This is a genomic window from Absiella sp. AM09-50 (assembly GCF_003433845.1).
In the GTDB taxonomy this organism is placed as follows: Bacteria; Bacillota_I; Bacilli_A; order Erysipelotrichales; family Erysipelotrichaceae; genus Hoskinsella; species Hoskinsella hominis.
In genome coordinates, this window is sequence record NZ_QVFI01000022.1 from 1 (window position 1) to 26,894 (window position 26,894).

23 protein-coding genes are annotated in these 26,894 nt (G+C 34.1%); 8 read left to right on the forward strand and 15 right to left on the reverse strand.

The window, feature by feature from the left end; translation table 11 throughout:
* Positions 1–187: 187 nt before the first annotated feature.
* The 5 genes from DW114_RS15695 to DW114_RS15715 all read left to right on the forward strand — a co-directional run bounded on the left by DW114_RS15695 (position 188) and on the right by DW114_RS15715 (position 5,091).
* The gene (locus tag DW114_RS15695) at positions 188–1,795 is read left to right on the forward strand and encodes a diguanylate cyclase domain-containing protein (RefSeq protein ID WP_117454693.1); all 1,608 of its coding nucleotides are present in this window, start codon (positions 188–190) and stop codon (positions 1,793–1,795) included.
* Positions 1,796–1,830: 35 nt separating this feature from the next.
* Positions 1,831–2,292: an RrF2 family transcriptional regulator gene (locus DW114_RS15700; RefSeq protein ID WP_117454694.1), complete on the forward strand. Its 462-nt coding sequence runs from the start codon at positions 1,831–1,833 to the stop codon at positions 2,290–2,292.
* Positions 2,293–2,420: 128 nt separating this feature from the next.
* The gene (locus tag DW114_RS15705) at positions 2,421–3,704 is read left to right on the forward strand and encodes an O-acetylhomoserine aminocarboxypropyltransferase/cysteine synthase family protein (protein ID WP_117454695.1); all 1,284 of its coding nucleotides are present in this window, start codon (positions 2,421–2,423) and stop codon (positions 3,702–3,704) included.
* 57 nt (positions 3,705–3,761) lie between these two features.
* Positions 3,762–4,481: a collagen-like triple helix repeat-containing protein gene (locus tag DW114_RS22110; RefSeq protein WP_147322645.1), complete on the forward strand. Its 720-nt coding sequence runs from the start codon at positions 3,762–3,764 to the stop codon at positions 4,479–4,481.
* Positions 4,482–4,593: 112 nt separating this feature from the next.
* The gene (locus DW114_RS15715) at positions 4,594–5,091 is read left to right on the forward strand and encodes a CarD family transcriptional regulator (protein WP_117454696.1); all 498 of its coding nucleotides are present in this window, start codon (positions 4,594–4,596) and stop codon (positions 5,089–5,091) included.
* 40 nt (positions 5,092–5,131) lie between these two features.
* Here the strand turns inward: DW114_RS15715 and DW114_RS15720 are convergent, their stop codons facing one another.
* Genes DW114_RS15720 through DW114_RS15735 form a run of 4 tightly spaced genes read right to left on the reverse strand, consistent with a single transcriptional unit; the run spans position 5,132 to position 10,768 of the window.
* The gene (locus tag DW114_RS15720; RefSeq protein WP_117454697.1) at positions 5,132–5,428 is read right to left on the reverse strand and encodes a hypothetical protein; all 297 of its coding nucleotides are present in this window, start codon (positions 5,426–5,428) and stop codon (positions 5,132–5,134) included.
* A gap of 18 nt (positions 5,429–5,446) precedes the next feature.
* Positions 5,447–7,813 (reverse strand): DUF2207 family protein, encoded by a 2,367-nt coding sequence (locus DW114_RS15725; RefSeq protein WP_158552306.1) that lies wholly within the window; start codon positions 7,811–7,813, stop codon positions 5,447–5,449.
* Positions 7,803–10,181: a DUF2207 family protein gene (locus DW114_RS15730; RefSeq protein WP_147322646.1), complete on the reverse strand. Its 2,379-nt coding sequence runs from the start codon at positions 10,179–10,181 to the stop codon at positions 7,803–7,805. Before DW114_RS15730 ends, DW114_RS15725 begins: the two co-directional genes overlap by 11 nt.
* Positions 10,182–10,186: 5 nt before the next feature.
* The gene (locus DW114_RS15735; protein WP_117454700.1) at positions 10,187–10,768 is read right to left on the reverse strand and encodes a histidine phosphatase family protein; all 582 of its coding nucleotides are present in this window, start codon (positions 10,766–10,768) and stop codon (positions 10,187–10,189) included.
* Positions 10,769–10,937: 169 nt separating this feature from the next.
* Between DW114_RS15735 and DW114_RS15740 the strand changes: the two genes are divergently transcribed.
* Entirely contained in the window at positions 10,938–11,633 is a 696-nt protein-coding gene (locus DW114_RS15740) for a TVP38/TMEM64 family protein (RefSeq protein WP_117454701.1), read from the forward strand.
* A gap of 46 nt (positions 11,634–11,679) precedes the next feature.
* Here the strand turns inward: DW114_RS15740 and DW114_RS15745 are convergent, their stop codons facing one another.
* The 5 genes from DW114_RS15745 to rhaB form a co-directional block, all read right to left on the reverse strand.
* Positions 11,680–12,282, reverse strand: coding sequence for a hypothetical protein (locus DW114_RS15745; RefSeq protein ID WP_117454702.1), 603 nt, complete (start codon positions 12,280–12,282; stop codon positions 11,680–11,682).
* Between the two features lie 208 nt (positions 12,283–12,490).
* Positions 12,491–13,915: a 6-phospho-beta-glucosidase gene (locus DW114_RS15750; RefSeq protein ID WP_117454703.1), complete on the reverse strand. Its 1,425-nt coding sequence runs from the start codon at positions 13,913–13,915 to the stop codon at positions 12,491–12,493.
* A gap of 85 nt (positions 13,916–14,000) precedes the next feature.
* Positions 14,001–14,828 carry a rhamnulose-1-phosphate aldolase gene (gene rhaD / locus DW114_RS15755; RefSeq protein WP_117454704.1) on the reverse strand — a complete coding sequence of 276 codons (828 nt, stop codon included), beginning with the start codon at positions 14,826–14,828 and terminating at the stop codon, positions 14,001–14,003.
* 1 nt (position 14,829) lies between these two features.
* A complete protein-coding gene (locus DW114_RS15760) occupies positions 14,830–16,074 on the reverse strand; it encodes an L-rhamnose isomerase (protein WP_117454705.1) in 1,245 nt (414 codons plus the stop codon).
* A gap of 1 nt (position 16,075) precedes the next feature.
* Entirely contained in the window at positions 16,076–17,398 is a 1,323-nt protein-coding gene (rhaB, locus tag DW114_RS15765; RefSeq protein ID WP_117454706.1) for a rhamnulokinase, read from the reverse strand.
* A 325-nt stretch (positions 17,399–17,723) separates the two neighbouring features.
* Between rhaB and DW114_RS15770 the strand changes: the two genes are divergently transcribed.
* On the forward strand, positions 17,724–18,707 hold the full coding sequence (locus tag DW114_RS15770) for an ankyrin repeat domain-containing protein (RefSeq protein ID WP_117454707.1): 984 nt from the start codon (positions 17,724–17,726) through the stop codon (positions 18,705–18,707).
* A gap of 47 nt (positions 18,708–18,754) precedes the next feature.
* Here DW114_RS15770 and DW114_RS15775 read toward each other — a convergent pair whose 3' ends face one another.
* The 6 genes from DW114_RS15775 to DW114_RS15800 form a co-directional block, all read right to left on the reverse strand.
* Positions 18,755–21,259 (reverse strand): glycoside hydrolase family 2, encoded by a 2,505-nt coding sequence (locus DW114_RS15775; RefSeq protein ID WP_117454708.1) that lies wholly within the window; start codon positions 21,257–21,259, stop codon positions 18,755–18,757.
* A gap of 60 nt (positions 21,260–21,319) precedes the next feature.
* Entirely contained in the window at positions 21,320–22,687 is a 1,368-nt protein-coding gene (locus DW114_RS15780) for a PTS transporter subunit EIIC (protein WP_117454709.1), read from the reverse strand.
* A gap of 165 nt (positions 22,688–22,852) precedes the next feature.
* Positions 22,853–23,836 (reverse strand): AraC family transcriptional regulator, encoded by a 984-nt coding sequence (locus tag DW114_RS15785; protein WP_117454734.1) that lies wholly within the window; start codon positions 23,834–23,836, stop codon positions 22,853–22,855.
* Positions 23,836–24,141, reverse strand: a complete 306-nt coding sequence (locus DW114_RS15790) for a PTS sugar transporter subunit IIB (protein WP_158552307.1) — start codon at positions 24,139–24,141, stop codon at positions 23,836–23,838. Before DW114_RS15790 ends, DW114_RS15785 begins: the two co-directional genes overlap by 1 nt.
* 137 nt (positions 24,142–24,278) lie before the next feature.
* Positions 24,279–24,815: a DUF308 domain-containing protein gene (locus tag DW114_RS15795; RefSeq protein WP_117454711.1), complete on the reverse strand. Its 537-nt coding sequence runs from the start codon at positions 24,813–24,815 to the stop codon at positions 24,279–24,281.
* Between the two features lie 98 nt (positions 24,816–24,913).
* A complete protein-coding gene (locus DW114_RS15800) occupies positions 24,914–26,047 on the reverse strand; it encodes a GGDEF domain-containing protein (protein WP_117454712.1) in 1,134 nt (377 codons plus the stop codon).
* A 155-nt stretch (positions 26,048–26,202) separates the two neighbouring features.
* Between DW114_RS15800 and DW114_RS15805 the strand changes: the two genes are divergently transcribed.
* A complete protein-coding gene (locus tag DW114_RS15805; protein WP_117454713.1) occupies positions 26,203–26,826 on the forward strand; it encodes a DUF4230 domain-containing protein in 624 nt (207 codons plus the stop codon).
* The last annotated feature ends 68 nt before the right edge of the window (positions 26,827–26,894 follow it).

A 26,894-nucleotide genomic window follows, 5' to 3' on the forward strand; every position in this document is an offset into this window, starting at 1 on the left:
TGGACAAAAATGTTTTAATTATTTTGTGTGTCTACTTGACACAAGCTGATCAGAACTGGAAACTTTAACAAATAATCTACATAAAGATTATCTTACCCGTGCGTATGCTTTTGCCTATATCGTTCAAAAAAATCCTGAGGTCATTAACAGTTTATCGGAATTAGAAAAAATCAAAGATTTACTTCAGGTGGATGAATTACATGTCATAGATAAAAACGGAATTCTGATAGCAGGAAGCATTCCAAAATATATCGGGATGGATTTTCGCAGTACCAAGCAAACAAGTGAATTTCTTCAGATATTAGATCATAAAACAGATGAGTTAATCCAAAAGATACAGCCCAATGGCGCTGAAAAGAAAGTCTTTCAATATATCGGTGTTAGACGACAGGATGAAGAAGGAATCATACAGATTGGGATATCTCCTACCACATTGCTGGAAGCACAAAAGCGTAATGAAATCTCTTATGTTCTTGACAATCTACAATTAGGACATGATTTGAATATCGTTTGCGTAAATAAAGATAATGAAAAAATTGCTTATACTGGAATGGATGAAAAAGAAGCCTCCACATGGAAGCTTACTTATGACGCACATGAACAATTCAATGATGGAGGTACCTATACATGGAATAATGAAAAACATTATGTTATGAGTACCACTTATGATGATATGGCAATTTTTGCGATGATGCCCCAACATGAAGTATTTGCGGACAGAAACTCTCAAATGGGGATCATTGTTATTTGTATGGTTGTTGTTTCTATCATTACCATCCTTGTATTAAATTTATTGATAAAAAAGAATATTACTAATGGAATTAAAGAATTATCCTCAAACCTTCACCGTATCAGTAATGGTGAACTGGATACCGTAGTCAGCGTTGATACCACACCAGAATTTCAACAGATCAGCAGTGATATCAATAAAATGGTACAAAGTATTTTGAATACCACCGTCAAAGTATCAAAAATCATTGATATCATTGATATGCCTATCGGTGTTTTTGAAATGCGAAAAGAAGGCGACATCGTGCTTGTGAACGATCGTTTGAAGCATATTATGTTGTGGAGTGATGAAGAAGCTGAAGCATACTTTAAAGATAAGGCACTCTTTTTATCAAAGCTGAAAGAAATCACAAACCATGAACAACTGGATGATGCTTATCGTATACATAAATCTCCAGAGCTTTGGGTCAGATTGTATTTCAGCAGTGATGATGACAGCTTCTATGGGATTATTACGGATGTGACAAAAGAAATCAAAGAAAAGAAAAATATCGAATATCAGCGTGATCATGATAATCTAACAGGATTAAATAATATGCATCATTTTAAAGAAATGATTTCACGTATTACGTATCAAAAGCACCATCAACAAGCACTTATTATGCTGGATTTGGATCATTTCAAAAATATCAATGATACCTTTGGACATGATTGGGGCGATATTTATTTACAAAAAATTGCTATGGCATTGAATGCATTAGAGAATGATCACTGCATAACTGCACGTCGTTCGGGAGATGAATTCTGTATCTTCTTTTATCATTTTGAGAATCAGGCAATGATTCGAGAAATTATGCATCAATTCTATCATGATTTATCTATGAAACTGATTACCTTTCCTGATGGCACAAAAAAAGCAATCAGTATTTCCGCAGGACTGTCCTGGTGTAATCAAAACGATACGATAGATGTATGGTTAAAACAGGCAGATATTGCTTTATATGATTCTAAGCATCGAAAACGCGGGGCATTAAGTGAATTCAAAGAAGATGGTCTTTGCAAGTAGGATTCTCTCCTGTATAATGAAGATTAGGTGATGTTATGAAAATTTCTACAAAAGGACGTTATGCTTTACGTATCATGCTGGAGCTGGCAAAGAAAGACCCTGATGTATATGTTCCGTTGAAACAAATATCTAAAAATCAATGTTTATCTGAGAAGTATTTAGAAAGCATTATCAAGAAACTTGTGGATGCGGGATATGTACAGGGAATACGTGGAAAAGGCGGCGGTTATCGTCTAACAATGACACCGGATCATTACACAGCAGGGATGATTTTAAGACTTGTGGAAGGCAGTCTTGCTCCTGTATCCTGTCTGGAAAGTAAAGAAAACACCTGTCCCCGTGCAAAGTCTTGTGAAACCCTTCCCATGTGGGAAGAGCTTTATCAAATGATAAATTCCTACTTTGATGGTATTACACTACAAAGTCTGTTAGATCAGCGAAATGATATTGATGCATTGTCAGATACCATGGATGATTATCCTTGTGAAAAGCTATGAGATTCCTATGAAATATATAGGAATCTTTATTTTTTCTTTAATTGCCTATTGACTTGGTGGGTTGATAGGAATATAATTCCAATAACCTATAGAAATAGTAGGATAAATAGAAAGTGAGGGGCTTATATATGAAAAATACCTATCGATTTGAAACTATACAGATTCACGCAGGACAAGAACATCCTGATCCTTATACCGATGCCAGAGCGGTACCTATCTACGCCACAACCTCTTATGTTTTTAAAGATTCTCATCAGGCAGCCGCAAGATTTAATCTGAAGGAGGAGGGAAATATTTATACCCGTTTAATGAATCCAACTTCCAGTGTCTTTGAGGAAAGAATGGCAGCGTTAGAAGGTGGAAAAGCAGCCTTGGCAACGGCTTCTGGTTCTGCGGCAATTGATCTTGCGATAAGAAACATCGCAAAAGCAGGTGATCATATCGTTTCCAGTAATACGGTATATGGTGGTACCTTCAACCTGTTTGCCAACACCTTAACCGAAGGTGGTATCACCACAACTTTTGTGGATGGTCAACAGCCGGATAACTTTGAAAAGGCAATTCAAGAAAACACAAAAGCAATCTTTTTGGAATCCCTTGGAAATCCAAATTCTGATATCATTGATTTAGAAGCCGTAAGTGAGATTGCACATACACATGGTATTCCCGTAATTGTGGACAACACTTTTGCGACTCCATATCTTTTTCAGCCATTAAAACATGGCGCAGACATTGTTGTACATTCTGCCACTAAATTTATTGGCGGTCATGGCACAGTCATGGGTGGTGTCATCATTGATGGTGGTCACTTTGACTGGAGTCAAAATGATAAATTTCCTGGTATTACACAACCAAATCCATCTTATCATGGTGTGATCTTTCATGAAGCTTGTGGAGATATTGCTTATATTATGAAAATCCGTACAACCTTAATGCGTGATCAGGGTGCTTGTATATCACCTTTTCATTCCTTTTTATTGTTGCAAGGATTAGAAACATTGTCATTAAGAGTGGAACGTCATGTGGAAAATGCATGCAAGGTGGTAAACTATCTTTCTCAACATCCAATGGTTAAAAAAATACATCATCCTTCCCAATCTACAGGATATCAAAAAGCATTATATGAGCGGTATTATCCACAGGGTGGCGCATCTATTTTTACTTTTGAAATTAACGGTACTGAGGAACAGGCAAAAAAATTCAGTGAATCATTGAAGCTGTTTTCCCTGTTAGCCAATGTCGCAGATGTGAAATCGCTTGTGGTTCATCCTGCCTCTACCACGCATTCCCAGATGAGTAAAGAAGACTTAAAGAAAGCAGGAATAACGCCAACAACCATTCGTTTATCCATTGGTACAGAACACATTGATGATATTATCGAAGATCTGCATCAGGCCTTTGAACAAATATAGTTTTTCACACTATACGCTGGTTGTTTTTCTTTCATATCTTACAATGGAGATGATAGAATGACAACATGTTATCGTGACTGCTGGTGCTGTACCCCATGTTGTATCACAGGTCCAACCGGGCCAACTGGTCCAATGGGCAATACTGGTCCTACTGGAAATACAGGGGCTACTGGTGCTGATGGGCAACGAGGTGCTACAGGTAATACTGGTGCGACAGGTGCTACTGGAAGAGATGGAATCACTGGTGCAACCGGAGTCACTGGTGCTACTGGAAGAGATGGAAATACTGGCCCTACTGGTCCAATGGGAAATACAGGGCCAACAGGAAATACAGGTCCTACTGGAAATACAGGTGTAACGGGTGCGACAGGTGCCCTTCCCCAACAAAGCTTTGCTTCATATTTTGATATTCAGGATTTATATACCGATGGTGCTTTGATTCCCATGCGACCATTAGTAACTGATATCACAGACAATATCACACAGACTTCCGATACAACACTTGTATTACAGCCTGGATATTATCTGATCAATTATCATGTGTCTGCGATTCTTGCGACCCCGGGATTTATGCAGATCACACCTTCTTATAACGGTCAATCCCATATTGAAACTGGGTTTTATTTTAAGACAACAGACAACGCACAAACTGCAATCGGCTCTGCTTCATTAATTGCTTTTGTTTCACAACCATCAAATTTTACGCTCACTTACAACAGTAATGTGAATAGTACGGAAGGTACCTTGACGATTTCATTATTAAAGCTTGCACGTTAGTAAATACAATGCGCATATATCCAATCAAAAAAACTTCCTCTTACAAAAAACATATAAAAATGTTACAATGAAGACAGGGCTTCATTTAAAAAATAAAGCAGGAGGTGGATGTATGTTTCAAATTGGCGATGAAATATCTTATACAAACAAAGGCATTTTCCAAGTAAAAGAGATTATAAACAAACGCAATCGAAAAAGAGAAGTAGAAAGCTGGTATGTATTGCACAGTATCAATAACGATGTAGAAACAAGTATTACAACCCCTGTCACAAATCCAAACCTTCGATTGATGATGAGTAAAGAAGACATTCTGCAGTTAATCGAAGATATGCCCACATTAGAAACGGTCTGGAGTGATGATCGACATGTTCGTGAAGATCGTTTTGAAAAGATGTTAAATAGTGGAGATATCAGACAATGGGCCACAATGTCCAAAACGATATACGAAATGAAAAAACAGAAAGAAATAAATAAGAAAAACATTTCCGAACGTGATAAGTTCTTCTTTGATCGAGGAGAAAATTTATTATTTGATGAAATATCTTTATGTCTTCATATTAAACGTGATGACGTTCATGATTTTATATATTCTAAACACCCTGTATCATAAAAAATACTGTATACATATCAACGTATACAGTATTTTTTTCTTAGGAATTCATATTTTGTAAATTCTTTTTTGCGTTTTCTATTTCTTCAGATAAAGCATCATCATACAATGTTTCCAATGTGTTTTGATGTTCTACCAAATATTCAAAATGTTCTTTTGCTGATGCATAATCTTCTAGTTCACAATATACTTCCCCTAAAATACCATGTGCTCTTGCACAGGCAAGCATATTTTCACCAGCCTGCTCGATACAGTTTTTTAAACAGGTGATTGCATCATTTTCTCTTCCTTTATCCATAAGGATCATCGCTTTATATATTTGTTGATCAAAATTCATAATATTCTCCTTTTAAAATTACCAGCCATGGCTTCCACCACCGCCGCTTCCTCCACCAACAGAACCACCATGAAATCCAGATGAACCAGAAGTAACTCCTGTGGATGAGGAATGCATTGTCTTTTTCATATCATACTCCATATTTTGTACAATATGTGCTATCGCCATATAATGGAATGCCTGTGTACCTTCATACCAATCAGGCTTTGGCAAGGTAAGATCTTTAAACTTATCCATCCAGATATCACTCACGTGTAATACCTGTGCATAAGGCAATACGTGGTAATAATATGCAGGATCTTCCTGCAGCATCATTTCCAATTGATCTTTTTGCGCTGTTTCTATGAACTCTTTAAATCCCAGCAAAGAAGATAACAGCTGTTTACGATACGTACTATCCTTATGGATACCATTTGCGATAAACCATAAGATCAGGGTCGCAAGACACATAATCAAAAGCATCATATTTATTTCCACAGCAAGACTCCATATCAATAATACAATCATAAAGATAAATAATGCGAAAAAGAATCTTCTATGTAATGGTTTATGATTTTTCTTTGCCCTTCGACTTAATAGATAAAAGCTCAATAATAAAGGAAGTATTACCATAAATGGTATTAATGTCTGTATAACCTTTGAAATATCTCCATATACATCATAGATCTTAAAAAACAAATAGATGATAAGCGGCACAAAGGATAAACAAATACACAGTTTTCTTACTACCTCTATTTTAGGATCACGCAAGGCATATTTCCCCTGATAATACTTTATAATTTCATCATTTGCGTTCATGATATCATCATAGAAATGATAAGTCAGATCTTCTTTTTTCACATATCCATCATGTCCATGTGAGAACATACGCTGAAACAGTTTCTGTTCATAAGGCAAGGCCCGTGCATCTATATCTTTTACTTTTTCAAATGCATAGGAATTCTTCGTTTGATAGATTTTTATATATCCTCGATCTGCCCAATAAAATATAAGAGAGGTAATATCTTTTTCTGAGAGCTTCATATCAATTACATATCCTGCCTGGGCACTGTTTAAACCAACAGGGGGATGAAAGTTTATCGGGGTAATCAGGTTTCTTGTTTTACATATAAAACGTAAGATAATCATACCTATCAATAATGGAATTGTAAGATATAATCCCATATTAGAAGTAAAGGTATCTCTGTGAAAATATGTTGTATTCATAGGTACCAGCACTGTATATAAATCGTTGTTTTTGAGTGGTTGGGTTGTTGTTAGAATTAAGGTACCATCTTTTTCTTCTTTTTGAATCATATCAGCCTTATTTCCTGACCCATTATGCTGGATGCGCATAGAAATATCTGGAATATATGGCATATCCAATATACATATATATTCATCAATACGAGTATGCATATCCTGATCGTTCATGGTGAGTGTTTGCGCATTTTTCATCAAATGGTAAGGATGTACTTGATAACGTATCGTAATGGTATGTGTTCCCTTTTCTAAATAAAGGTCTATCTGATTTATAAAGTCACTATACTTTCCACCCTCGACACTTAAATCTTTTATACTATACGTATTGTTTTTCCATTTCTGATGAATAAGTGGCATACGATATGTTTGATGATCAATAATGCTTTCATAAGTAAATGTCTGTGTTACATTAAAATCCTGTGCTTCATCTACTTTCACTTCTGTTTTCATTTGTTGAATGGTGAAAGGATATGGATAAACAGGGGCTTTAGAAAATGTAGCTTCCTGAAATCTTAAATGGGCAGTAATACCCATATGATCATCCAGCTTTTGTGATGCATCAATGATTAATTGATTACCTGATGTCGTTGCTGTGGTGTAAGGATTACTTGTAGAGCCACGCTTTCCAGATGTAACGTGGAACTCCTCTAGCTGTTCTTTTTTAGGGAAACTGATCTGGGCATGAAATTTCTTCACTTCTGTATCATAATTATCTCCCAATACATTTATATATGCATCATCATATAGAGGATCATCATCCTGATAATGTGTTAATGTATAACTTAATACAATTTCTTTTTTCCCCTTTACCAGTTGTTCACGATCCCCAATCGTTACCTGCATAAGATCTGAGCTTTGCTGTATATGATAAGGCATTCCTTCCACTTTTACATCTTTGATTCTAACATCTTCTACTTGACTTTCTTTCGGTATATCACGAATGATTCCATGCATTTCTTTTTGAAAATCAATCACCATATGTTCTTCTACATGATATTCTTTTTCTTCATTAATCGTAACGATAACATTTAATTCATCATATACATATCCAGCTTCTTCGTTTGCTTCTATGATTGGAAATTCAATAGAGAAAAGACATAATAGAAAACAAATGATAATACGATATAATTTCTTACCAGCCATGGCTTCCTCCACCACCGCTTCCACTTCCGGTACCAGAACCACCTGATGAAGAAGATGTAGAAGAAGTATGATTATTTTCAGGGCTTGCACATGCATCTTTCATATCGGATTGTATATCTTTCATGATATCATACATCATACGATGCTCATATCGTTCATCCCCATCATACCATGTTGGTGATGGCACAACGATATTTTCAAACTTATGAATCCACATATCACTGACATGCAATACCTGTGCGTATGGAAGAATATGATAGTAATATTCTGAATCTTCTTCCAATAACATTTCCAATCGGTCTTTTTCTGTGGTCTTTAAGAATTCCTGGAAACCAAGAAGTGAAGATAACATTTCTGAACGATAATCGCTGTTTTTACGAATACCTTTCGCAATCATGAATAAAACAATAGATAAAATAGGCGCTGCCAGCATCATCATGTCAAAATCATAAACGATCACAAAGAAAATACCACCAATCACATAAATAAACAATTCTAGCCAATATGTCATTACAGGAACATCTATTTTATATGGCTTATGCGGTTTTTTACTAATCAACACCATCAATAACGACAAAATCCATGGAATCACACTGATCGCAAGAATACCCATTGCCAATGTATGATTTTCACTTATCTGCTTAACACAATCATAAAGATATAAACTTAATGGAAAAATGCTTGTGGTAATACATAAAGAACGAACAGCATATGCTTTTGGATCATCCAATCCTTTCTTTCCATCATAGATATCCATAAGTTCCCTGCTTGCTTGTTCCACATCACGATAAAAACGATATTTCAGATCACTCTTTCCTACAAGTCCGCCTTTTCCATAAGAGAACATTTTCTCAAATAATTTTGCTTCATAAAATGGCGCACTTGTGGATGGGGCAGCGTTTCTTTCAAACAAATAGCCATGTTCACTATAATGGATGCTTAAATACCCTTTATCTGCCCAATAAAATATTAACGATGCGACATCATTATAGGTTAATTTCTCATCAATGACATAACCAGCTTCCGCACTGTTCATACCCTTTGGTGGATAGAAATTTACAGGAGCGATTGGTGTTTCTTTACGATATTTCACAAAACGGAGGAATAAATATAAAATCAATAAACCTGCGGATAATCCAAGCATGAGAATACGCATCATAGAAGATGTACGCTGATATACGCCATCGTTTATTTTCAACATAATACCATAACTTGCCCCATGTTTGATTACATCTGTTGTTTCTACATCCATTGTATGATCGTTTACACTTGTTTTGATAAATGAAGTATCCAAATCAGAACCATCTCGTTTTAATAGGATGGTTGCATTCGGTGTATCCGGTGTTGTAATCGCAATTTTAGAATGCTCAATATATGTATCCTGTTCCTCATTGTTCAGCTTCAGATATAGCTCATTTTTATATACACGATGTGGATGAATACGATAAGATAGCTTCACCGTGCCACTACTTTTCTGTGTTCTGATCCATGCACCACTATCTGTATAATCATAATCCCCATCTGTTTCTATTTTTACATCTGTGACATCATAGTCTGCCACCTCCCAGTCATCACAAATAAACGGTATCTGTATATTTGCAAGGGATTTTGATGTGTCATATGTTAATTGTTCCTCCACCTGTATATTCTGTTTTTCATCTATGGTAATATGTTTTGATTGATCACGTATCACATAAGAATACTCATATTGTGGAGCATTTGGAAAGATTCCATTTTCAAAATGAAGTTTTGCGCTAATGCCGATGCCACTTCCAACATATCGCTGACTATCCACAATCAGGTGATTTCCCTGCTGAGTAAATGTGGTATATTCATTATCCGTACTGCCATTTTCCCCTGATGTTACCTGAATATCTTTCAGCTTTTCTTTATTTGGGAATTCAATATCTCCATGAAATGCTTTAACATCTGCATCATAATCGGTTCCCAACAAATTGATATGTATGAAATCTTCCTTGGGATCATCATCCTGATAATGTGCAAGTGTATAGGTAAGTGTAATTTCTTTTGTTCCCTGAATTTCATTATCTGGATCCCCAATTTTTATCGCAAAACCATCCGCAGTGATTTCCTTCGTAAATGGCATCCCTGTAACGGATATATCTTTTACATTCCATGCTTCATATCCATTGTTCATAGGAATATCACGAATAATTCCATGCATTGGGCTCATAAAATGAATGACCATCTTCTCACTCACTTTATATTCTCGACGATCATTTACTTCTACATGTACATCTAAAGATTCATATTCATATCCCGCTGATGCTTTGACAGGCATGACAAAAGAACATAACATCATCGCAACCAGACAGATACAACTACATATTTGTATAAACTTTTTCATATTGATCACCCATTCACCTTTATGATTTTAAATTGTTCTGCTTCATAACTGATTTTCATTATAGCTAAATTATTGATATGAAAACCTGGTCCCTGTGCTTCCATATAGCCAGACTTTAAATCATCTAATAACGACATCATGACCACACCATGTGTCACAATTAAGACATTGCCATTTTGATGTTTTTCTGCGATTTCCTTCAAGATACGATAAACTCTTGCTCTTATCATATCCATATTTTCACCGCCTTCATCTACCCAGCCATACTCTCGATGATGTTGTTGTTTGGCAATTCTTCCAACGAATTCATTTTCGCCTTCCATTATACCAAAATTGATTTCTTTTAATTCATCACACAGCTGCACATCATTAGGATGACGATCCTCCATTATATATTTTGCACTGCGCCATGCACGTTCACTGCTGGAAGTATATACACCTTCAAATTTAATATTCTGAAGTCTTTTCCCTAATGCTCTTGCGTTTTCTATTGCTTGATTGGTTAATGGAGAATCACACCACCCTTGCATCAAATGTTTTTGGTTAAATAAAGTTTCGCCATGACGAACGATATAAAACGTAATCATATATTATCTCCCCTTTTGTTAAGCTATATTGTATCACAATTTTTCAAAATACTTATAATTTTCTAAATATTTTATAAAGTGCTTCTTACAAAACTGTCACGCAATCGTTAGGAAATCACAAGGATTCTTTTTGATTTTTTGGATATGATATAGACAGGAAGTGATAAACATGAAAAAATTAAATAAACAACAATGGAAAACGATACTGATTTTAGGTGGGGTATTACTGGTATTTGCCTTATTGACATTAAAGATTGGAATGCCACTTGTGAAATTCTGTAACAATCCTCAACAATTCCGTGCATGGCTAAATGATCAGGGCATCTTTTCCTTTCTATATATGATTGCCATTATCTTTCTTCAAATCGTTGTGGCTTTTATACCTGGAGAACCATTTGAAATCGCAGCTGGCTATGCTTTTGGTTTCTGGCAGGGAACCCTATTATGTTTAATTGGTTCTGCATTAGCGTCTGCCCTGGTCATGGTGCTTGTGAAAAAATGGGGTACCAAGTTAATCTATGTGTTCTTTTCAAAAGATAAACTGGATGAATTATGGTTATTAAAAGATGAAAAAAAACTTAACTTCTGGACCTTCATTGCGTTCTTTATTCCCGGTAGTCCAAAAGATGTTATGACATATGCGATAGGCTTAACGAATATGAAGCTAACCACATTTATACTGATTTCTACTATTGCACGTATTCCCAGTGTGATTACATCTACATTTAGTGGACATGCCTTAGGTGAAGAAAATTATTGGGTTGCCATTGCTTCATTCATCTTCACTCTTGTCATTAGTGTCATTGGTTTATGGTGTTATGCAATGATATCTAAAAAGAAAACAAACGCAACAAAGACCGCATAATGATAAAAAGACGAGAAAATCAAATCTCGTCTTTTGTATATCATAGCTAATCCATGACATTATCTAAAATATCAGTAATTTGTTTTTGTAATGTATGCTCGTAGGAGCCTTCTTTCATATCTTCCACTTTACCAGGAAAATCTGTGGAAACCCCTATGTAGCTTGAGTAAACATGAACATCATCGATAAGATAATCAAATACAGCATAAATAGATAAAAGTGCTAAGGTTTCCCCATTATCCGCTGATTTCGTACCATCATAAGCAAAATATTGAATCTTCAGATCATGTTGATGATATGGAATGGTTTCCGTTTTGATACAATCTTTCTTATGATGTTTACTGGTCAGAATATTTTCATATGACGTGTTTTTTGTGAAATATAAATAATTCATATTTTCATCCATAACTCTAATTGCATATAAATTTCCATCATTGTCATCTTCACGTGTACATGTCATATGATCCTTTACATGTATACCATATGTATCGGATACCATCGAACAAGCAACTTGTCCTGCATCGTGATAATAATGATTTATTGAGGAGGAGATGTAAATGGCTATACCTGCAATCGCGACAATCAATAAAACACAGATACCTGTGAAAACACTTATTATGATTTTGATAATTCTGCCTTTATGTTTCATTTTCTGATACCTCTTCAAACAAAGTATAACATCGCATCGTGAAAATACAATAAAGATATTAAAAAATATATTCACAGGTATTTTAAAACTACATATAGCGTTTTTTATTATTTACACATTTTTAGGATTTTCATATGAATAACATCATAATAATTGAAAAAAGACTGGTATATTTAGGGCAATTCCCTAGTTACCAGTCATTTTTATACTAATCTAAATCTTCACCATTGCTGGCGATAACTTTCTTATACCAGTCAAAAGATTTTTTCTTATAACGTTTTAAATTACCGTGTCCAGCATCGTCTTTATCCACATAGATAAAGCCATAACGTTTACTCATTTCCCCAGTAGAAGCACTTACTAAATCAATGCATCCCCATGAAGTATAACCTAATAAATCTACACCATCGATTTCTACAGCATCTTTCATTGCTTTAATATGTTCACGAAGATAATCTATACGATAATCATCTTCTACAAAACCATTTACTAATTCATCTTTTGCGCCAAGGCCGTTTTCAACGATAAACAATGGTTTTTGGTAACGATCATATAAAGCATTCATTGTAATACGAAGTCCTAATGGATCAATCTGCCATCCCCATTCACTAGCTTTCAAGTATGGGTTTTTTAATGTTGCAAATACATTGCCGGCAGTTTCTTTATTTACTTCTGGATCAGCACTGGTAAGTCTTGATGAATAATAAGAGAATGAGATAAAGTCTACAGTGTAGTTTTTCAACATTTCTTTGTCATCTTCCGCAAAAGGAATTTCAATGCCTTTACGCTCTAATTCTTTTATTGCATATGCTGGATAAGCACCACGTGATTGTACATCAATAAAGAAATAGTTTTCACGATCTTTTTCCATAGATTTCCATACATCTTCTGGTGCACAGGTGTTTGCATATGTATTACCTGCCGCAAGCATGCATCCTACCATGTTTTCTGGATCAATTTCATGTGCAATTTTTGTAGCCCAGGCACTTGCGACTAATTCATGATGTGCTGCTGTATATTTTACAGCTTCTTCATTTTCGCCTTCTTCAATAATCAAGCCGGCACCCATAAATGGCAAATGCAGAATCATATTGATTTCATTAAATGTCAGCCAGTATTTTACCAGACCTTTATATCTTGTGAATAATACCGTTACTAAACGTTTATAAAAATCAATTAGTTTACGATTTTTCCATCCACCATATTCTGTAATCAAATGCATTGGACAATCAAAATGTGTAATCGTTACAAGTGGTTCAATACCATATTTATGACATTCTTTAAATACATCTTCATAGAATTTTAAGCCTTCTTCATTTGGTTCTTCTTCATCTCCATTAGGGAAGATTCTACTCCATGCGATAGACATACGATATGTCTTAAATCCCATTTCTCCAAACAATGCGATATCTTCTTTATAATGATGATAAAAATCAATAGCTTCTAATGCAGGATAGTAGTGTTCATTGTCTAATTCTGTCATTTTTAGTTTTCCCATACTTACTGGAAAACGATCCTTTCCATGTGGCACAACATCCACATTTGCAAGGCCTCTACCTCCTTCTTGATATGCACCTTCACATTGGTTGGCTGCAGTTGCCCCACCCCATAAAAAATCTTTTCTAAATGGCATAAAATACCTCCTTTTTCCTCTACCTTTTTATTGTAACATAACAAATCATTTTTGTTTTTACAAAAGGATGAAACTTTCATACAAGCTATTTTTCATAAAGGAAACGTTCATTTAATGTCACATGAAATTCTTTTGCCAATTGACGAAAATCATCTGGTGTAATGCTTTGTGCTTTTTTTGTTTGTACGCTATGTACTTTGATATAAATCTCTGCGCTTTTTTCAATTGTATGCATTAATCCAAAGGTACTGTCAAAATCTATTCCACTACAAAACAACCCATGATGTGCCCAGATCACTGCACGATAGTTTTCCATTTTTTTACTTGTCGCAACTGCAATATCTTTTCCACCTGGTACCATCCATTTCACAACGCCAACACCTTCTGGAAAAATCACAGGGCATTCTGTCATCATTTCCCATAATTCTCTTGTGAATACCTCATCCTTTAAAGGCAATAAAAACGTTAGCGCAATCAAATTCGGGCAATGTGCATGATAGATTACACGTTCTTCACTGTTTGTCATGTTTTTTCTTACTTCCAGATTCATTAAATGCGTTGGCATCTCACTGGTTGGTTTTCCACCATCTAATAATCCCCAACAAATACGATACTGTTCTCCTGTTTCATCAATCTCAATAATTCCTACCGTATGCATGGGATCTTTTTTCATATTGTGAAAATATTTGCCTGTACCCGAAATCAAAAAATATTCCTTTGCTAAATCTTTTACACAAGTACCAATTGGCATCCATTTTCCTTCTTTTGATAATTCATCCCTGATACTTTCTATTTCTTCTTGCTTGATCCAATAAGTAAAATTCCCACCATTTCTTTCATGCCATCCCATTCGATCTCCATCATCTGCCATATCTATATATTTCTTAAAAAAATCTGTATCCATTACATTCATGTTATACTCCTCGCTTTCTTAATACGTTTTTTTCATAAGCCTGTACTTCTTCATACCAGCATTCATCCATATCATATGTATTTAAAAACTGCTGCCAAATATCATAGAATGGCATGCTCTTCATTTGTTCCTGTAATACCATCAATCCAGTAAAATCTTCTTTATCCTGCATTTTCTTCATCAAATCATGTGGCATCAGTAAAGCCTGAAGCAATGCTTTCTGCATATTTTGCATACCAATTACCCACGCTGCTATACGATTAATGCTAGCGTCAAAATAATCTAAAGCAATAAATACACGATCTAGTGCTCCATTTCTTATAATTTCTTTAGCAATTTCTTTTGTTTCATCATCTAATAAAACAACATGATCACTATCCCAGCGCACAGGGCGTGTCACATGCAAAGCAAGATGTTCATGGAAAAGCAGCATTGCACTTATTTTATCAGAAACATATTCCATAGGATGATAATGTCCATTATCCATGAGTGGTGTTAAATGTTTTTCATTTACATAATTGATACAGAATTCTGATGATCCCACTGTATAGGATTCCATGCCTATGCCAAATACTTTTGATTCAAGTGTTACATACACAAGTTCATGATCATAAGGGATGGAAAGTATTTCATCTAGGGAATCTTTAAAACGTTTTCTTGGTCCTAAACGATCTGCAGGTATATCTTTTAAACCATCCGGAATCCAGATATTCATCACACATGGCTGTCCTGTTTCTTGTGCAAAATACTCAGATATACGAATACATACCTGACAGTGCTGTATCCAGAATTTTCTAATATCTTCATCTATAGATGACAATGTGGCTTTTTCTGCTTTTGGATGAGAAAACAAGGTTGGATTAAAATCAATACCTAATTGATGTTTCTTCGCAAAATCCACCCACTTTTGGAAATGTTTTGGTTTGATTGCATCCCGATCCACTATCTCTCCATCTTCAAAAATCGCATAACTGGCGTGTAAATTAATTTTGTGTTTGCCTGGTATCAAAGATAATGCCATCTCCATATCCTGCATTAATTCTTCAGAAGTAGTTGCTCTTCCAGGATAATTACCAGTTGTCGCAATCCCTCCACTAAGTGGTCCACTCTGATCGAATCCATGTACATCATCTCCTTGCCAACAATGCATACTAATTTTTATATTTTCTAATATTTTTAATGCTTTTTCTACATCTACACCATAAGATGCATATGTTTGTTTTGCTCTTTCATAAGCTTCATTCATTTTATTTTCCTCCCATTTGTATCATGATATTTCCTAATACACTTGCCTCATCCGGGCCTGTGATTACGGTTGTTTTTGTATATTCTTCAATCAATTCATTTAACAAGGTATTCTTACATCCGCCACCAACAATATGAATTGTATCAAACTTTTTTCCACATAAAGAAGATAGTTCTTCTAATGCCTCACGATAGGAAACAGCTAAAGAATGATACACACACTTCGCGATTTCACCAGGCGTTTTTGGAATATTCTCATGATGCTTCTCACAATAGTTTTGTATTGCCTTTATCATATTTTCAGGATGCAGAAAACAAGTATCATTCACGTTAATAATAGATGGTTCACAATCACTGGCTTTTGCCAAATCAACCAATTCCTGAAATGTATATTCATCATTTAGACAATGGCGTACTTCCTGAATCATCCATAATCCCATAATATTTTTCAAAAAACGATAGCATCCATCATATGCACCTTCATTGGTGAAATTAAGTTCCATTGCTTGTACACAAGTCATTGGTTTATCTAAAATAGTTCCAAGAAGGCTCCATGTTCCACTTGATAAAATCGCCTCATTACGCCTTTTTACCACACTATATGCACTTGCAGTATCATGTGTTGCACAGGCAATCACATTCATATTACAACCAACTTCTTTTTGTATATCTTCACATAATCCACCAATAACCTGTCCAGGTTTCATAAACTCATGGAAGATATCACTTGGTAAATGAAATGTATGTAATATTTCCTTATCCCATGTCTGTGTATGTACATTAACCATTTGTGTTGTCGATGCATTGGTATATTCATTGGTAAATACGCTTGTTAAACGATAAACCAAATAATCAGGTACCATCAAAAAGTGTTTCGCTTTTTTTAAGATATTTGGATTTTCTTTCTGTAATGCCATTAATTGATATAATGTATTGAATTTCTGAAATTGGATGCCTGTTTTTTCATAAAGAGTTCTTTTATCCATTTTTGTGAAAGCTTCTTCCATCATACCTTCTACCCAATCATCACGATAACTGACACAATCACACAAACGATTGCCTTTATCATCTACCAATACAAAATCACATGCCCAGGTATCAATAGACAAAGAAACTGGTACCTTTCCTATTCTCACACATTCTTTGATTCCTTTTACTACTTCATTGAATAAATAATCAATGTCCCAGCAATCCTTTTCATGTATCCTACATATTTTATTTTCAAACCGATAGATTTCTTCTAACACAATCTTGTTGTTTTCCATATGTCCAAGCATATGTCTGCCACTACTTGCGCCTATATCAATGCCCAAATAATATTGCATATTCTTCACCTCAATCCTACATTCAGTATAAAAGAAAAGTACCATCAAATGAATAACGGTACTTGTTAATTTGTTTATCCTAATTTGCGTTTATAATATCTATAAAAATTACAAAAGTTTAAAATGTAATTTAAAAAGTGCTCTAAAATAGTAAAAGTTTAAAGTGTAATTTAAAAAGTACTCTAAAATAGTAAAAGTTTAAAATGCATTTTAAAAAAAATACATTGTTTACACAAAATTCAGATAAGTAATAAAGGTTTAGTATATTGACAATAGTCAGAAAATTATCATATAGTAAATTTAATAAAAGAAAGAGATGATATTCATGCGTTTATTCACAATGTTAAAAAATCAGAAAAAGGAAACAATTTCAAAAAATCATTGGGAAGATGATTTTGTTCTAGCATTGCCTGAAAATATAAAAGAATATATCTTAATAATCTTGGCTTTTGATAGTACTATCCCTGTTTTATTTGAAATAAATTATAAAACGTTTCATTTATCTAAAGCTTTATCTAATGATTTATGTGAATCATTTATGCCTTATTTTTCATCATTAAAAAGATCTGGGCTACATATTTATAAATATCACACCCAAATATTGGTGGATTCAAAATATATCGAGATGGATAAATTGCCACTACATTATCATCAAACTTGTAAGCTTATTATATCAAAGGAATACAATTTAATGTATTATGATAAAGAAATTGAAAAAAAGAAAAGAGATATTTTAAAGCAATCATTGGTATATGCTTGTTATTTAAATGACACCAGTAAAATTTTAAAATTATTAGACAAAGCCTCTAACAAGCAACTAAATATGAAATATGAATGTCATGGAACACCCCTTGGCTTATGTGCAGAAAACGATAATCTGATTGCTTTTAAAGCAATATGTGAAAAAGGAGCAGATCTTAATAAAAAATCTTTAATATCGACTCCTTTAGAAATAGCATTCGATACTTCGCCAGATATAGTACATCATATCTATGAGCATCATTATCATCAATTTGTTAGCGAAGTTAAAAGAAAAGGTTTTCCTATAGCAAGAAGGAATAAAGATATCAGTATATTTAATTACATAAAAAATCTTGGTTGTGATATGGTATGTGAAAATTCTGAATATCCACCATTACATCTATTTGTAGAATGTGATAACACAATAGGTATTCAATATCTTGCTGATGAAGGAATCAATCTTAATTTAAAAAACAAAAAGAATCAAACTGCCTTGGATAGGGCAAAACAATTAGATAGAAAAAAGTCTGTAGCATTATTAGAAAAGTTATTAAATACAAGCAAATAATTAACTTAAGGCAGATAATGAAAATAAAGATGATAAAATAATCATCTTTATTTTCTTATCTCTACAGTACCTATAATACCACTTGGCTCTTGTGTTTCTGTTAGTGAAAACATATCATGAATTTCCTTATCTAATGTATTTGTGACTTCGATTGCTAAATGATGTATACCTTCTGAAAGTGCCTCAATTGGAAATTGATAAGGTGGCGTAATGCGATATCCTAAATCCTTTTGATCTAAGAATACCTGTACAGTTTCATAAGCATCTTCAATATACAACAAGGCATCATCTAATTCTTCCTCACAGATAAAATCCTTCTCATATCGGAATGTTCCACATTTATATGGATACAATGTTTTTGATACATCCCTAAATTCAGTAATTTCTTTTTCATCTGTGAATATTGGATACTGTTTACTGGAAGCATAACTGATTTTCCATGTACCATCCAATACCTTGTAGGAATGTTTATCCATATATGTTTTATCTGATTGTCCTTCCACAATGATGATAGATCCATAGGAAGGTAAAGATAAGGTTTCATCGAATGCCTTGCTTTCATTGGTATAAAAATCAATCTGACGTCCTTTTAATCCTGGTATTTTTGTCTGAATATTAAGTTTTGGATGCTCGTTCACAAACATATAATATTCTTCTCCGTTTTTTGTATAATGATAAAAGCGAAGCCATGGTTCATATGTTTCAGTTTTTATATCATACAGATTTTCTTTATGAAGTTTTTCACATAACTCATCCAGTTTTACAACATGTATATGGTTCAATTCCATTACCGGCTCTTTACAATCATACATATATGCCGGCAACTGAGCAATGACATATACAGGATATTGATAATTTTTTGTTTGGTTAAGGAACTCATTTAAAGCCTTTCCTATGTATTCTTGATAAGGCATAATGAAACACGCATAGGTTATCCCATTTACATGCAGTCCAACTTCATCTAACACTGTATGATAGCGTGTTTTGTCTGTAAAGATATCCACAGGCACAAAATCAAAATCTATCTGATGTCTGCTTAATTCTTTCGCAACCTTTTGGATTGGCATATAATTTCCACACCATTCTCCATCTGCGTGATATAAGATAGCAGCAGTAGGATGTGTGGTTCCCTCGCTTAATAAGCTTCCCATTTGATTTAGATAACGCATAAGAGAACCAAAAAAGCGAAATTGTGGATTATATCCATGTGCATAGAAGTGTGGTGGACAATCTATATCTGGAAATTCTGCTTGTGAAAAAGCATGTGGCACAAAGTAATTTACACCTCGTACTAGAAAATGATCTGCAATCCATTTCATTTCTTTTAAGCCTTCATGCCATCCAAAAGCACCAAATACTTCAGCCATGCATCTTCCTTTTTTGACAGGATCAATATGAGCTAAAGAACTTCCAAGTTTGGCAAGTACATAATTGAAAAATTCAATATCCCATTTTCCTCTTCCATAGCTATGATAGCCTTCATCCATTCCTGGTACAAGCTGATTAATCACAATATCTACACCAGCCATATCCTGTCCAGCTAAAGCACGAAAATAATGTCCAGCACCTACACCCAAACGAGCATGAGAATCTTTATCTTCAATAACATGGCCAATGTGCATCACACCATGTTCTCTGCACCATGTTCCTAAATTTTCATCAAAGCATTCTTTGTACAGGGTTGTGGCGATATCCATATAGGTATGACGTACACACGCTGCATCTTTATGTTCCATCCATAAAAGAGGAAGCAATGTTATATAATCTTCTTTAAAAGCATCTTTCAATCTTCTTTCTAATTCTTTAGACCATGGCAGTACCATATTTTCTTTTCCTATGATACTATCTGCATTAATTCCCTTTTCATTCATAAAGCCTGGTTCATCACTGAAAAAGCCTAATATCGTTTTACCGAATTCTTCTTTAAAATGCTCATAATGTGGTTCATATACAGCTTGAATTAACACATTACAAGAATTTTTATCTACCATATTGATATATTCATCACGAAAACCGCTTTGTCTGCTTGTGAAGATCACACAGATTTGTGAATGTCCTTTTGGAGCATCAAAGTAAATCGTATCTTCATCTTTTGTATAGGAGAGATGTTTTACTTCATTATCTTGTATCCATACAGCATCATAAAATATTTCTGTAGGATCAAACATATTTTTTAGATATATAGAGGCCTGCTTCTGGGGTCCGATTATATCAAATATACGATGTGTTAATACTGTCTTTCGATATTGGGGATACTTTTCTTTAATCCATCCATTGGCATAACCTGTTGGAAAGTGACTATCGTCCAATAACCAGATTTTCATATCCAATTCTTTGCATTTTTCAATGATGAAAGCTAAATCATTCCACCAACCTTCTTCACAGAATTCAGGATGTGGGCGTGATTCTAAACAGACTTCATGTATGTCACTTTCTTTCATTTTGATTAAATACTCTTCTATAATTTCTTTTGATTCTCCTTTTTGCCAAAGAAAAGGCAATACGTGATTTTGATAAGTACCATTCATAACTTTTTGATAATAATTTTCCATAAATCAGACCTCCTTATATATCGCATGGAAGCCATCTTATTCAGATGGCTGCTTGTTATTTTATTTATTTGGATCAGCTAAGATGTATGATAGAGCTGCCGCAACACCAAATGCTACAAGTGCACAAGCAATAAATCCATAGAAACTAATATCCATACCAGCTGGATTGATCATAGATGGTATACGGAATAAACCATCTCCACCCATGGAATACATTTTAGCGCCTAATGCCGCAAGTATACCACCAGAGATTCCTCCACCGATCCATGCTGCCGCAAAACATTTGATTTGAGGTAATGCAATGGTATAAATAGTTGGTTCAGTTACACCACACAGACATGATGCCATACCACTGAAACCAACAGCACGCTTTTCTGCATCCTTTACTTTTAAAGCATATCCTAAAGATACACCTGCAAGTGCCCAAACAGTAAGTCCTAATACTGCGTTGATTGGATCAGCGCCTAATGTAACAATATTATTGATTAATACAGGAACAAATGCTGCATGTAATCCTAGTAATACCATCAACTGCCAGAATGCCCCAAACAAAATACCACCTAGCAATGGACTGAAATTGAAGATACCTAATACAGTTGAACTTAATACTTCAGATACCATATTCATTACAGGACCAATAGCCAACCAACTCAATGGTACAGTGATTGCTAATACAATTAAAGGAACGATCATCAACTGAATCATTTGTGGTATAATCCTTTTTGCGCCTTTTTCAATCAGACTGGCAACATAAGAAGCCAACAGTATTGGGAATAATGTATTAGAATATGTTGCTGCTGTAATAGGTAGACCTAGAAACGTTAAAGCTGTTTCACCTGATACTGCTGTAACTAAGCTTGGATATACCAAAGCAGCTCCGATTGTTGCTGTTACATATGGATTACAGCCAAACACTTTACCAGCACTGAATCCTACAACGATCGGCATGAAATATAATAATGCATCTGCTGCCGCATAGAGTAATTGATATGTACCACTGTCTTTTGTTAACATCCCAACTGTCACAAAAATCGTCAAAATACCCTTTAAAATACCTCCTGCAATCATTGGCCCAATCATTGGCATAATGCATCCACTAATTGTCTTAAAGAATCTATTAAACAAGGTATCTTTTTTACCATCATCAGTTTTTACCGGTGCTTCATCACCTAAACCAGCAACCATTTTTACATCTTTAATTACTTCACAAACATGTGTTCCAATGATCACCTGATATTGACCACCTTTATTCATCACACCTTTGACACCTTTAATTGCTTTGACTTGTTCTTCTGAAGGAATGTTGTCATCCTTTAACACAAAACGTAAACGTGTCATACAATTAGTAACACTTATGATATTTTCTTTTCCACCAACTGCTTCCACCACTTCTTTTGCAAGCTGTGTATAATCCTGTTTCTTTGCCATAAAATTTCTCCTCTTTTCTTTCATATGTTTATGTCAGCGGTACCTTGTTGACATTTATAGTATAACAAGCTGTAAGGACTTTCATAATATCGCTATTTGACATAAGTTTTATCTTATTTTGCATATTCTTATTTTATTTTATCGTTTCTTGCAAAGTAGATTAACCTAGTTTGTTTGATAATGCTCTTGTTCAATCATTTTACGATACTCATGTGGTGTCATTGTATATTTCTCTTTGAAAATCTTATAGAAATACGTGATATTTTCATATCCAACCGCCTGCATAATATCCGTAACCGCCAAACTTGTTCGCATTAATAAATCAGCAGCTTTATTTAATCTTGTTTCCTGTACCAGTTGTTTAAACGTAACACCAGTATATTTTTTTACTATTCTACAGATCTTGTAATCTGGCTGGTTCAATTGTTCACTGATTGCCGCAAGACTACCCTCTTCATAATGTTCATCAATATACTTTAAGATATCCAGGCTTAATTTCTTTTCATAATTATCTGCAGAATATACTTCGATATCATCACTATGTTTAATGAGGTTAACCAACAACAATCCAACTAATAGTTTTATGGAAATACTGCTTGTAATATTTGGTTCATATAATTCCATGATGATTTTTTCCATATTTGCTTTGATAGAACCCTTATCTGATACTTTATAATACAAGTACTCGCCTTTAGTAGAATTGGAATAGATGGTACTCATAATAAAATTAAAAATAACATTGTCAATATCTGCCAAAGAAAAGATATACTGAAAGAATTCTGGTTTCACAATAAAATTGATAATGATATCATCTTCCCCTGCTGCTTTTATTTCATGAGAGATGACTTGATTTAGCATCATCAATTCCCCCTCTTTCATTGTGATTTCTTTTCCATCAATCACCTGTGTTAAATTACCTTTATAGACATATTGCAATTCAATATAATTATGTTTATGTAGAGGAAAATCAATAAAACGTGTATGTTTTCTAACACTGATCATTTGTTCTGGTAATAGAAATTTATCTCGATCGATTACAAAGTTTTTATCATCCGTATAAATATTTTGATCTACAGTATTCCTTCCATTCAAAATATCAGTTTCTTCTTCTGTGTGTGCGTATAATTTCTTTAGTATTTCTTTTTTCATCATTTACACCCCATATCTTTTGTGTAGATATTCATGATTTCATTTAAGACATTGTTTGTATTAAGTGATGCGTAATCAAAATTATTGATTTGAATCAAATGTGCCTCATCTTCTACATATACTTGTAATTGTCTTTTCGCATAGGCAACCTGTGGACTCAACAAGAGAATATCTGTATTGGTTACACTTGATAAACTGCATGCCTTCAATTGAAACTTTATCTTTTTTTCTTCAGCCATCTGTTTTAACTTTTTCATAAAAATTGATGCACTGACACCACCACTGCATACTAATAATACATTCATATGGTAACACCTCTTTTTCATCTTTTCTATCCTAATTATAAGTAAGATTATCCTTTTTTGCATTAACCTGTTTCATCAAAAGCATTATCCTATTTTGCACAAAAAAAAGCATTGTCTATTCGACAATGCTTAGTAATCTAATCAGCTTTCTTTTCTCCAATGTACCAGATACATCCTTCTATCATGGAATCTATGATCATCACACTTCCAATGAGTCGTAAATCATTTCCACGGCTCATCATGGTGTAAATAATCATAATGATTGCAAATGCAATGGTCACAATAGCTAAATTCAGAAAATATCGCCAGAAAGGGTTGTTCTGCCGATGGATATAAAAAACCATCAATATTTCTTTAAAGCCATGAATTAATGTCATACAGGATACAATCAAAGGAAGCCATAGTTCTGCTTCTTCGATTGTTTTGATTTCCAACACACCAAAAATACATGTAAAGAAACCAAAAACAAGCATCATGAAGCTATATAAATATCTTTTTCTTTCAAGTATAAAAAATATCAGCTGGGGAAATCCCTGCACAATCAATACAATCCCTAAAACCGTACAGTATACTCTGCCTGTCGCATGATTTGTGATAAACAATACCAGTCCCATAATCAGCCATAAGGTCATTTGAACGATCGTATTGATACGATTCTTACGAAAAACATCCATATCTTTTACCTCTTTTTCATTCCTATTCCCAATAGTCTGATACTATGATACGCCATTGTTTAATGAAAGTCTATCTAATTTTTCACTTTATGTTATCCTTAAGCACTGTTCTTCTGATATACTGTTATTTTATTTTTGCCCTCTTTCTTTGACTGATACATTGCCAAATCAGCCTTTTCCACAAGTGATACCGCATTATCTGCATTGGATGTCAATTCCACAAGACCTACGCTAAAAGTAATACGTGTGGATGGCATTTCCGCAAATTCAATATGTGAAAAATCTAAACGCATTTTTTCCATAAAACTATACGCATCATGTAATTGTGTATTTTCAAATAATATACAAAACTCTTCTCCGCCATATCTTGCTAGCATCATATTATCTTGTTTATATGCTTTCATCAGATTGCTTAACTCAAGTAAAACTTTATCGCCTTTCACATGTCCAAACGTATCATTTACACGTTTGAAATCGTCAATATCAATAATCGCAAGCACCAGTGGCTGATGATTTAATCGTGTTTTTTGAATCTGTTCATTTAATTCATTATAAAATGTTTGATGATTATACAGCTGTGTTAAGGAATCCTTTTTCAATTCTTCAATCATAATTTTTTGACGTTCATTGAAGGAAATCAACACATCATGATTTTTCTTTTGATAAATAATCGTATTTTTTGCGATTAAATAACCTGCACACACCAATATAGCGCCTGCGGTATAGTTTAAATAGACCATTGTGGTTAGCTGTTTAGTATAATAGATTCCCACAGAAGATGTAATGATATAAGATATAAAAGATAACCAGAAAGAACGATCTGTCATCCTTTTGTTTCCAAATATAGCACTTAAAAATATTGGTAAAATAAAGCTTAAACTGATTAATGGCAACGCATTATGTACAAGTGATGTACTTAAACAAAATGTATTAAACACAAGAATCAAAAAATAATTTTTTTTACTTTCTGAGAATGTTGTTTTAAATTCAATATAATGATAAACTGCTGCACATTCCATATTGATAAGTGTTGGTAAAACAACATAGGAAAGACTATATTCTAATGGCGTTTGATTTACATCCAGAAGTTGTTCATTTATCATCAAAACAGCCACAATTACTTCTATGATGAAGATTAACAATATTAGAATCCACGCAGATTTTTCCACTGTTCGACGAAATTGTTGATACAATCGCTGGCTCTCCATTTTCATAACTCCTTTCTTATACATTAAGTATATCACTTCCTTTGTAAGAGGTAAAAAGGATTTTTTTGTTAAGAAAGATTATCCGCAAATAAAACATGAAGAAATCTTACAATATTCTAAAATCAGGCTGTTTACAGGCTTTTTTATGCTATAATAAAAACAAATTCTGGAGGTAGCTCATGAAAATATTAGATACATTGGGAAAAACAAAAAAAGCCATTGGTGGAATTGTAGCCATTTTGATTGTCTGTGCCCTGATCTTTTTTGCCGGCATGCATTTTGGTGGAAAAAGTGGTGAGCCAACTATTACATCAACAGCATTAACACAACAGTTACAGGAAGTAAATGATCTTGTGACAATGGAATACAATTATACAAAAGTAGGTAAATTTGAAAATTCTTTACAGCTGAATGGCTGGGATATCCCTTTAACAACAAAAAGCTTTTTATTGACATATTCCGGTAAATTATCTGCTGGTGTAGATATGAGTAAAGCCGAAGTCAATGTAAAGGATCATACTATTTCTGTAAAGATTCCTGAAGTTGCCATCTTCTCTAATGTGATAGATGAAAAAAGTATTGAAGTATATGATGAAACCAAAAATATCTTTAATCCAATCAGTATCAAAGACTACACAACATTTGCCACACAACAAAAAGATAAGGTAGAAGAGGAAGCGATTGAAAATGGTTTCTTAAGTGAAGCTGCAACAAAAGCACAGTCTGCGATTAGGAAATTTCTGGAAATGATTCCGGAATTAAAGGATAATTATACGATAGAAGTATCTTTTCTAGACAAATAATCATTTGTTTTCAGGCAACTTCCTGTGCTTATTTCATAAACCATGCTATGATATTGACGATATAAGGA

Excerpts from the sequence above, each read along its gene's own strand:
- DW114_RS15735 (WP_117454700.1), bottom strand. The coding sequence starts at position 10,768 with ATGATTACGTTTTATATCGTTCGTCATGGCGAAACTTTATTTAACCAA.
- DW114_RS15715 (WP_117454696.1), top strand. The coding sequence starts at position 4,594 with ATGTTTCAAATTGGCGATGAAATATCTTATACAAACAAAGGCATTTTC.
- DW114_RS15720 (WP_117454697.1), bottom strand. The coding sequence starts at position 5,428 with ATGAATTTTGATCAACAAATATATAAAGCGATGATCCTTATGGATAAA.
- rhaD (WP_117454704.1), bottom strand. The coding sequence starts at position 14,828 with ATGAATGTAATGGATACAGATTTTTTTAAGAAATATATAGATATGGCA.
- DW114_RS15785 (WP_117454734.1), bottom strand. The coding sequence starts at position 23,836 with ATGAAAAAAGAAATACTAAAGAAATTATACGCACACACAGAAGAAGAA.
- DW114_RS15780 (WP_117454709.1), bottom strand. The coding sequence starts at position 22,687 with ATGGCAAAGAAACAGGATTATACACAGCTTGCAAAAGAAGTGGTGGAA.
- DW114_RS15760 (WP_117454705.1), bottom strand. The coding sequence starts at position 16,074 with ATGAATGAAGCTTATGAAAGAGCAAAACAAACATATGCATCTTATGGT.
- DW114_RS15705 (WP_117454695.1), top strand. The coding sequence starts at position 2,421 with ATGAAAAATACCTATCGATTTGAAACTATACAGATTCACGCAGGACAA.
- DW114_RS15700 (WP_117454694.1), top strand. The coding sequence starts at position 1,831 with ATGAAAATTTCTACAAAAGGACGTTATGCTTTACGTATCATGCTGGAG.
- DW114_RS15730 (WP_147322646.1), bottom strand. The coding sequence starts at position 10,181 with ATGAAAAAGTTTATACAAATATGTAGTTGTATCTGTCTGGTTGCGATG.
- DW114_RS22110 (WP_147322645.1), top strand. The coding sequence starts at position 3,762 with ATGACAACATGTTATCGTGACTGCTGGTGCTGTACCCCATGTTGTATC.
- DW114_RS15790 (WP_158552307.1), bottom strand. The coding sequence starts at position 24,141 with ATGAATGTATTATTAGTATGCAGTGGTGGTGTCAGTGCATCAATTTTT.
- DW114_RS15775 (WP_117454708.1), bottom strand. The coding sequence starts at position 21,259 with ATGGAAAATTATTATCAAAAAGTTATGAATGGTACTTATCAAAATCAC.
- DW114_RS15805 (WP_117454713.1), top strand. The coding sequence starts at position 26,203 with ATGAAAATATTAGATACATTGGGAAAAACAAAAAAAGCCATTGGTGGA.
- DW114_RS15740 (WP_117454701.1), top strand. The coding sequence starts at position 10,938 with ATGAAAAAATTAAATAAACAACAATGGAAAACGATACTGATTTTAGGT.
- rhaB (WP_117454706.1), bottom strand. The coding sequence starts at position 17,398 with ATGCAATATTATTTGGGCATTGATATAGGCGCAAGTAGTGGCAGACAT.
- DW114_RS15795 (WP_117454711.1), bottom strand. The coding sequence starts at position 24,815 with ATGGATGTTTTTCGTAAGAATCGTATCAATACGATCGTTCAAATGACC.
- DW114_RS15745 (WP_117454702.1), bottom strand. The coding sequence starts at position 12,282 with ATGAAACATAAAGGCAGAATTATCAAAATCATAATAAGTGTTTTCACA.
- DW114_RS15770 (WP_117454707.1), top strand. The coding sequence starts at position 17,724 with ATGCGTTTATTCACAATGTTAAAAAATCAGAAAAAGGAAACAATTTCA.
- DW114_RS15750 (WP_117454703.1), bottom strand. The coding sequence starts at position 13,915 with ATGCCATTTAGAAAAGATTTTTTATGGGGTGGGGCAACTGCAGCCAAC.
- DW114_RS15800 (WP_117454712.1), bottom strand. The coding sequence starts at position 26,047 with ATGTATAAGAAAGGAGTTATGAAAATGGAGAGCCAGCGATTGTATCAA.
- DW114_RS15725 (WP_158552306.1), bottom strand. The coding sequence starts at position 7,813 with ATGGCTGGTAAGAAATTATATCGTATTATCATTTGTTTTCTATTATGT.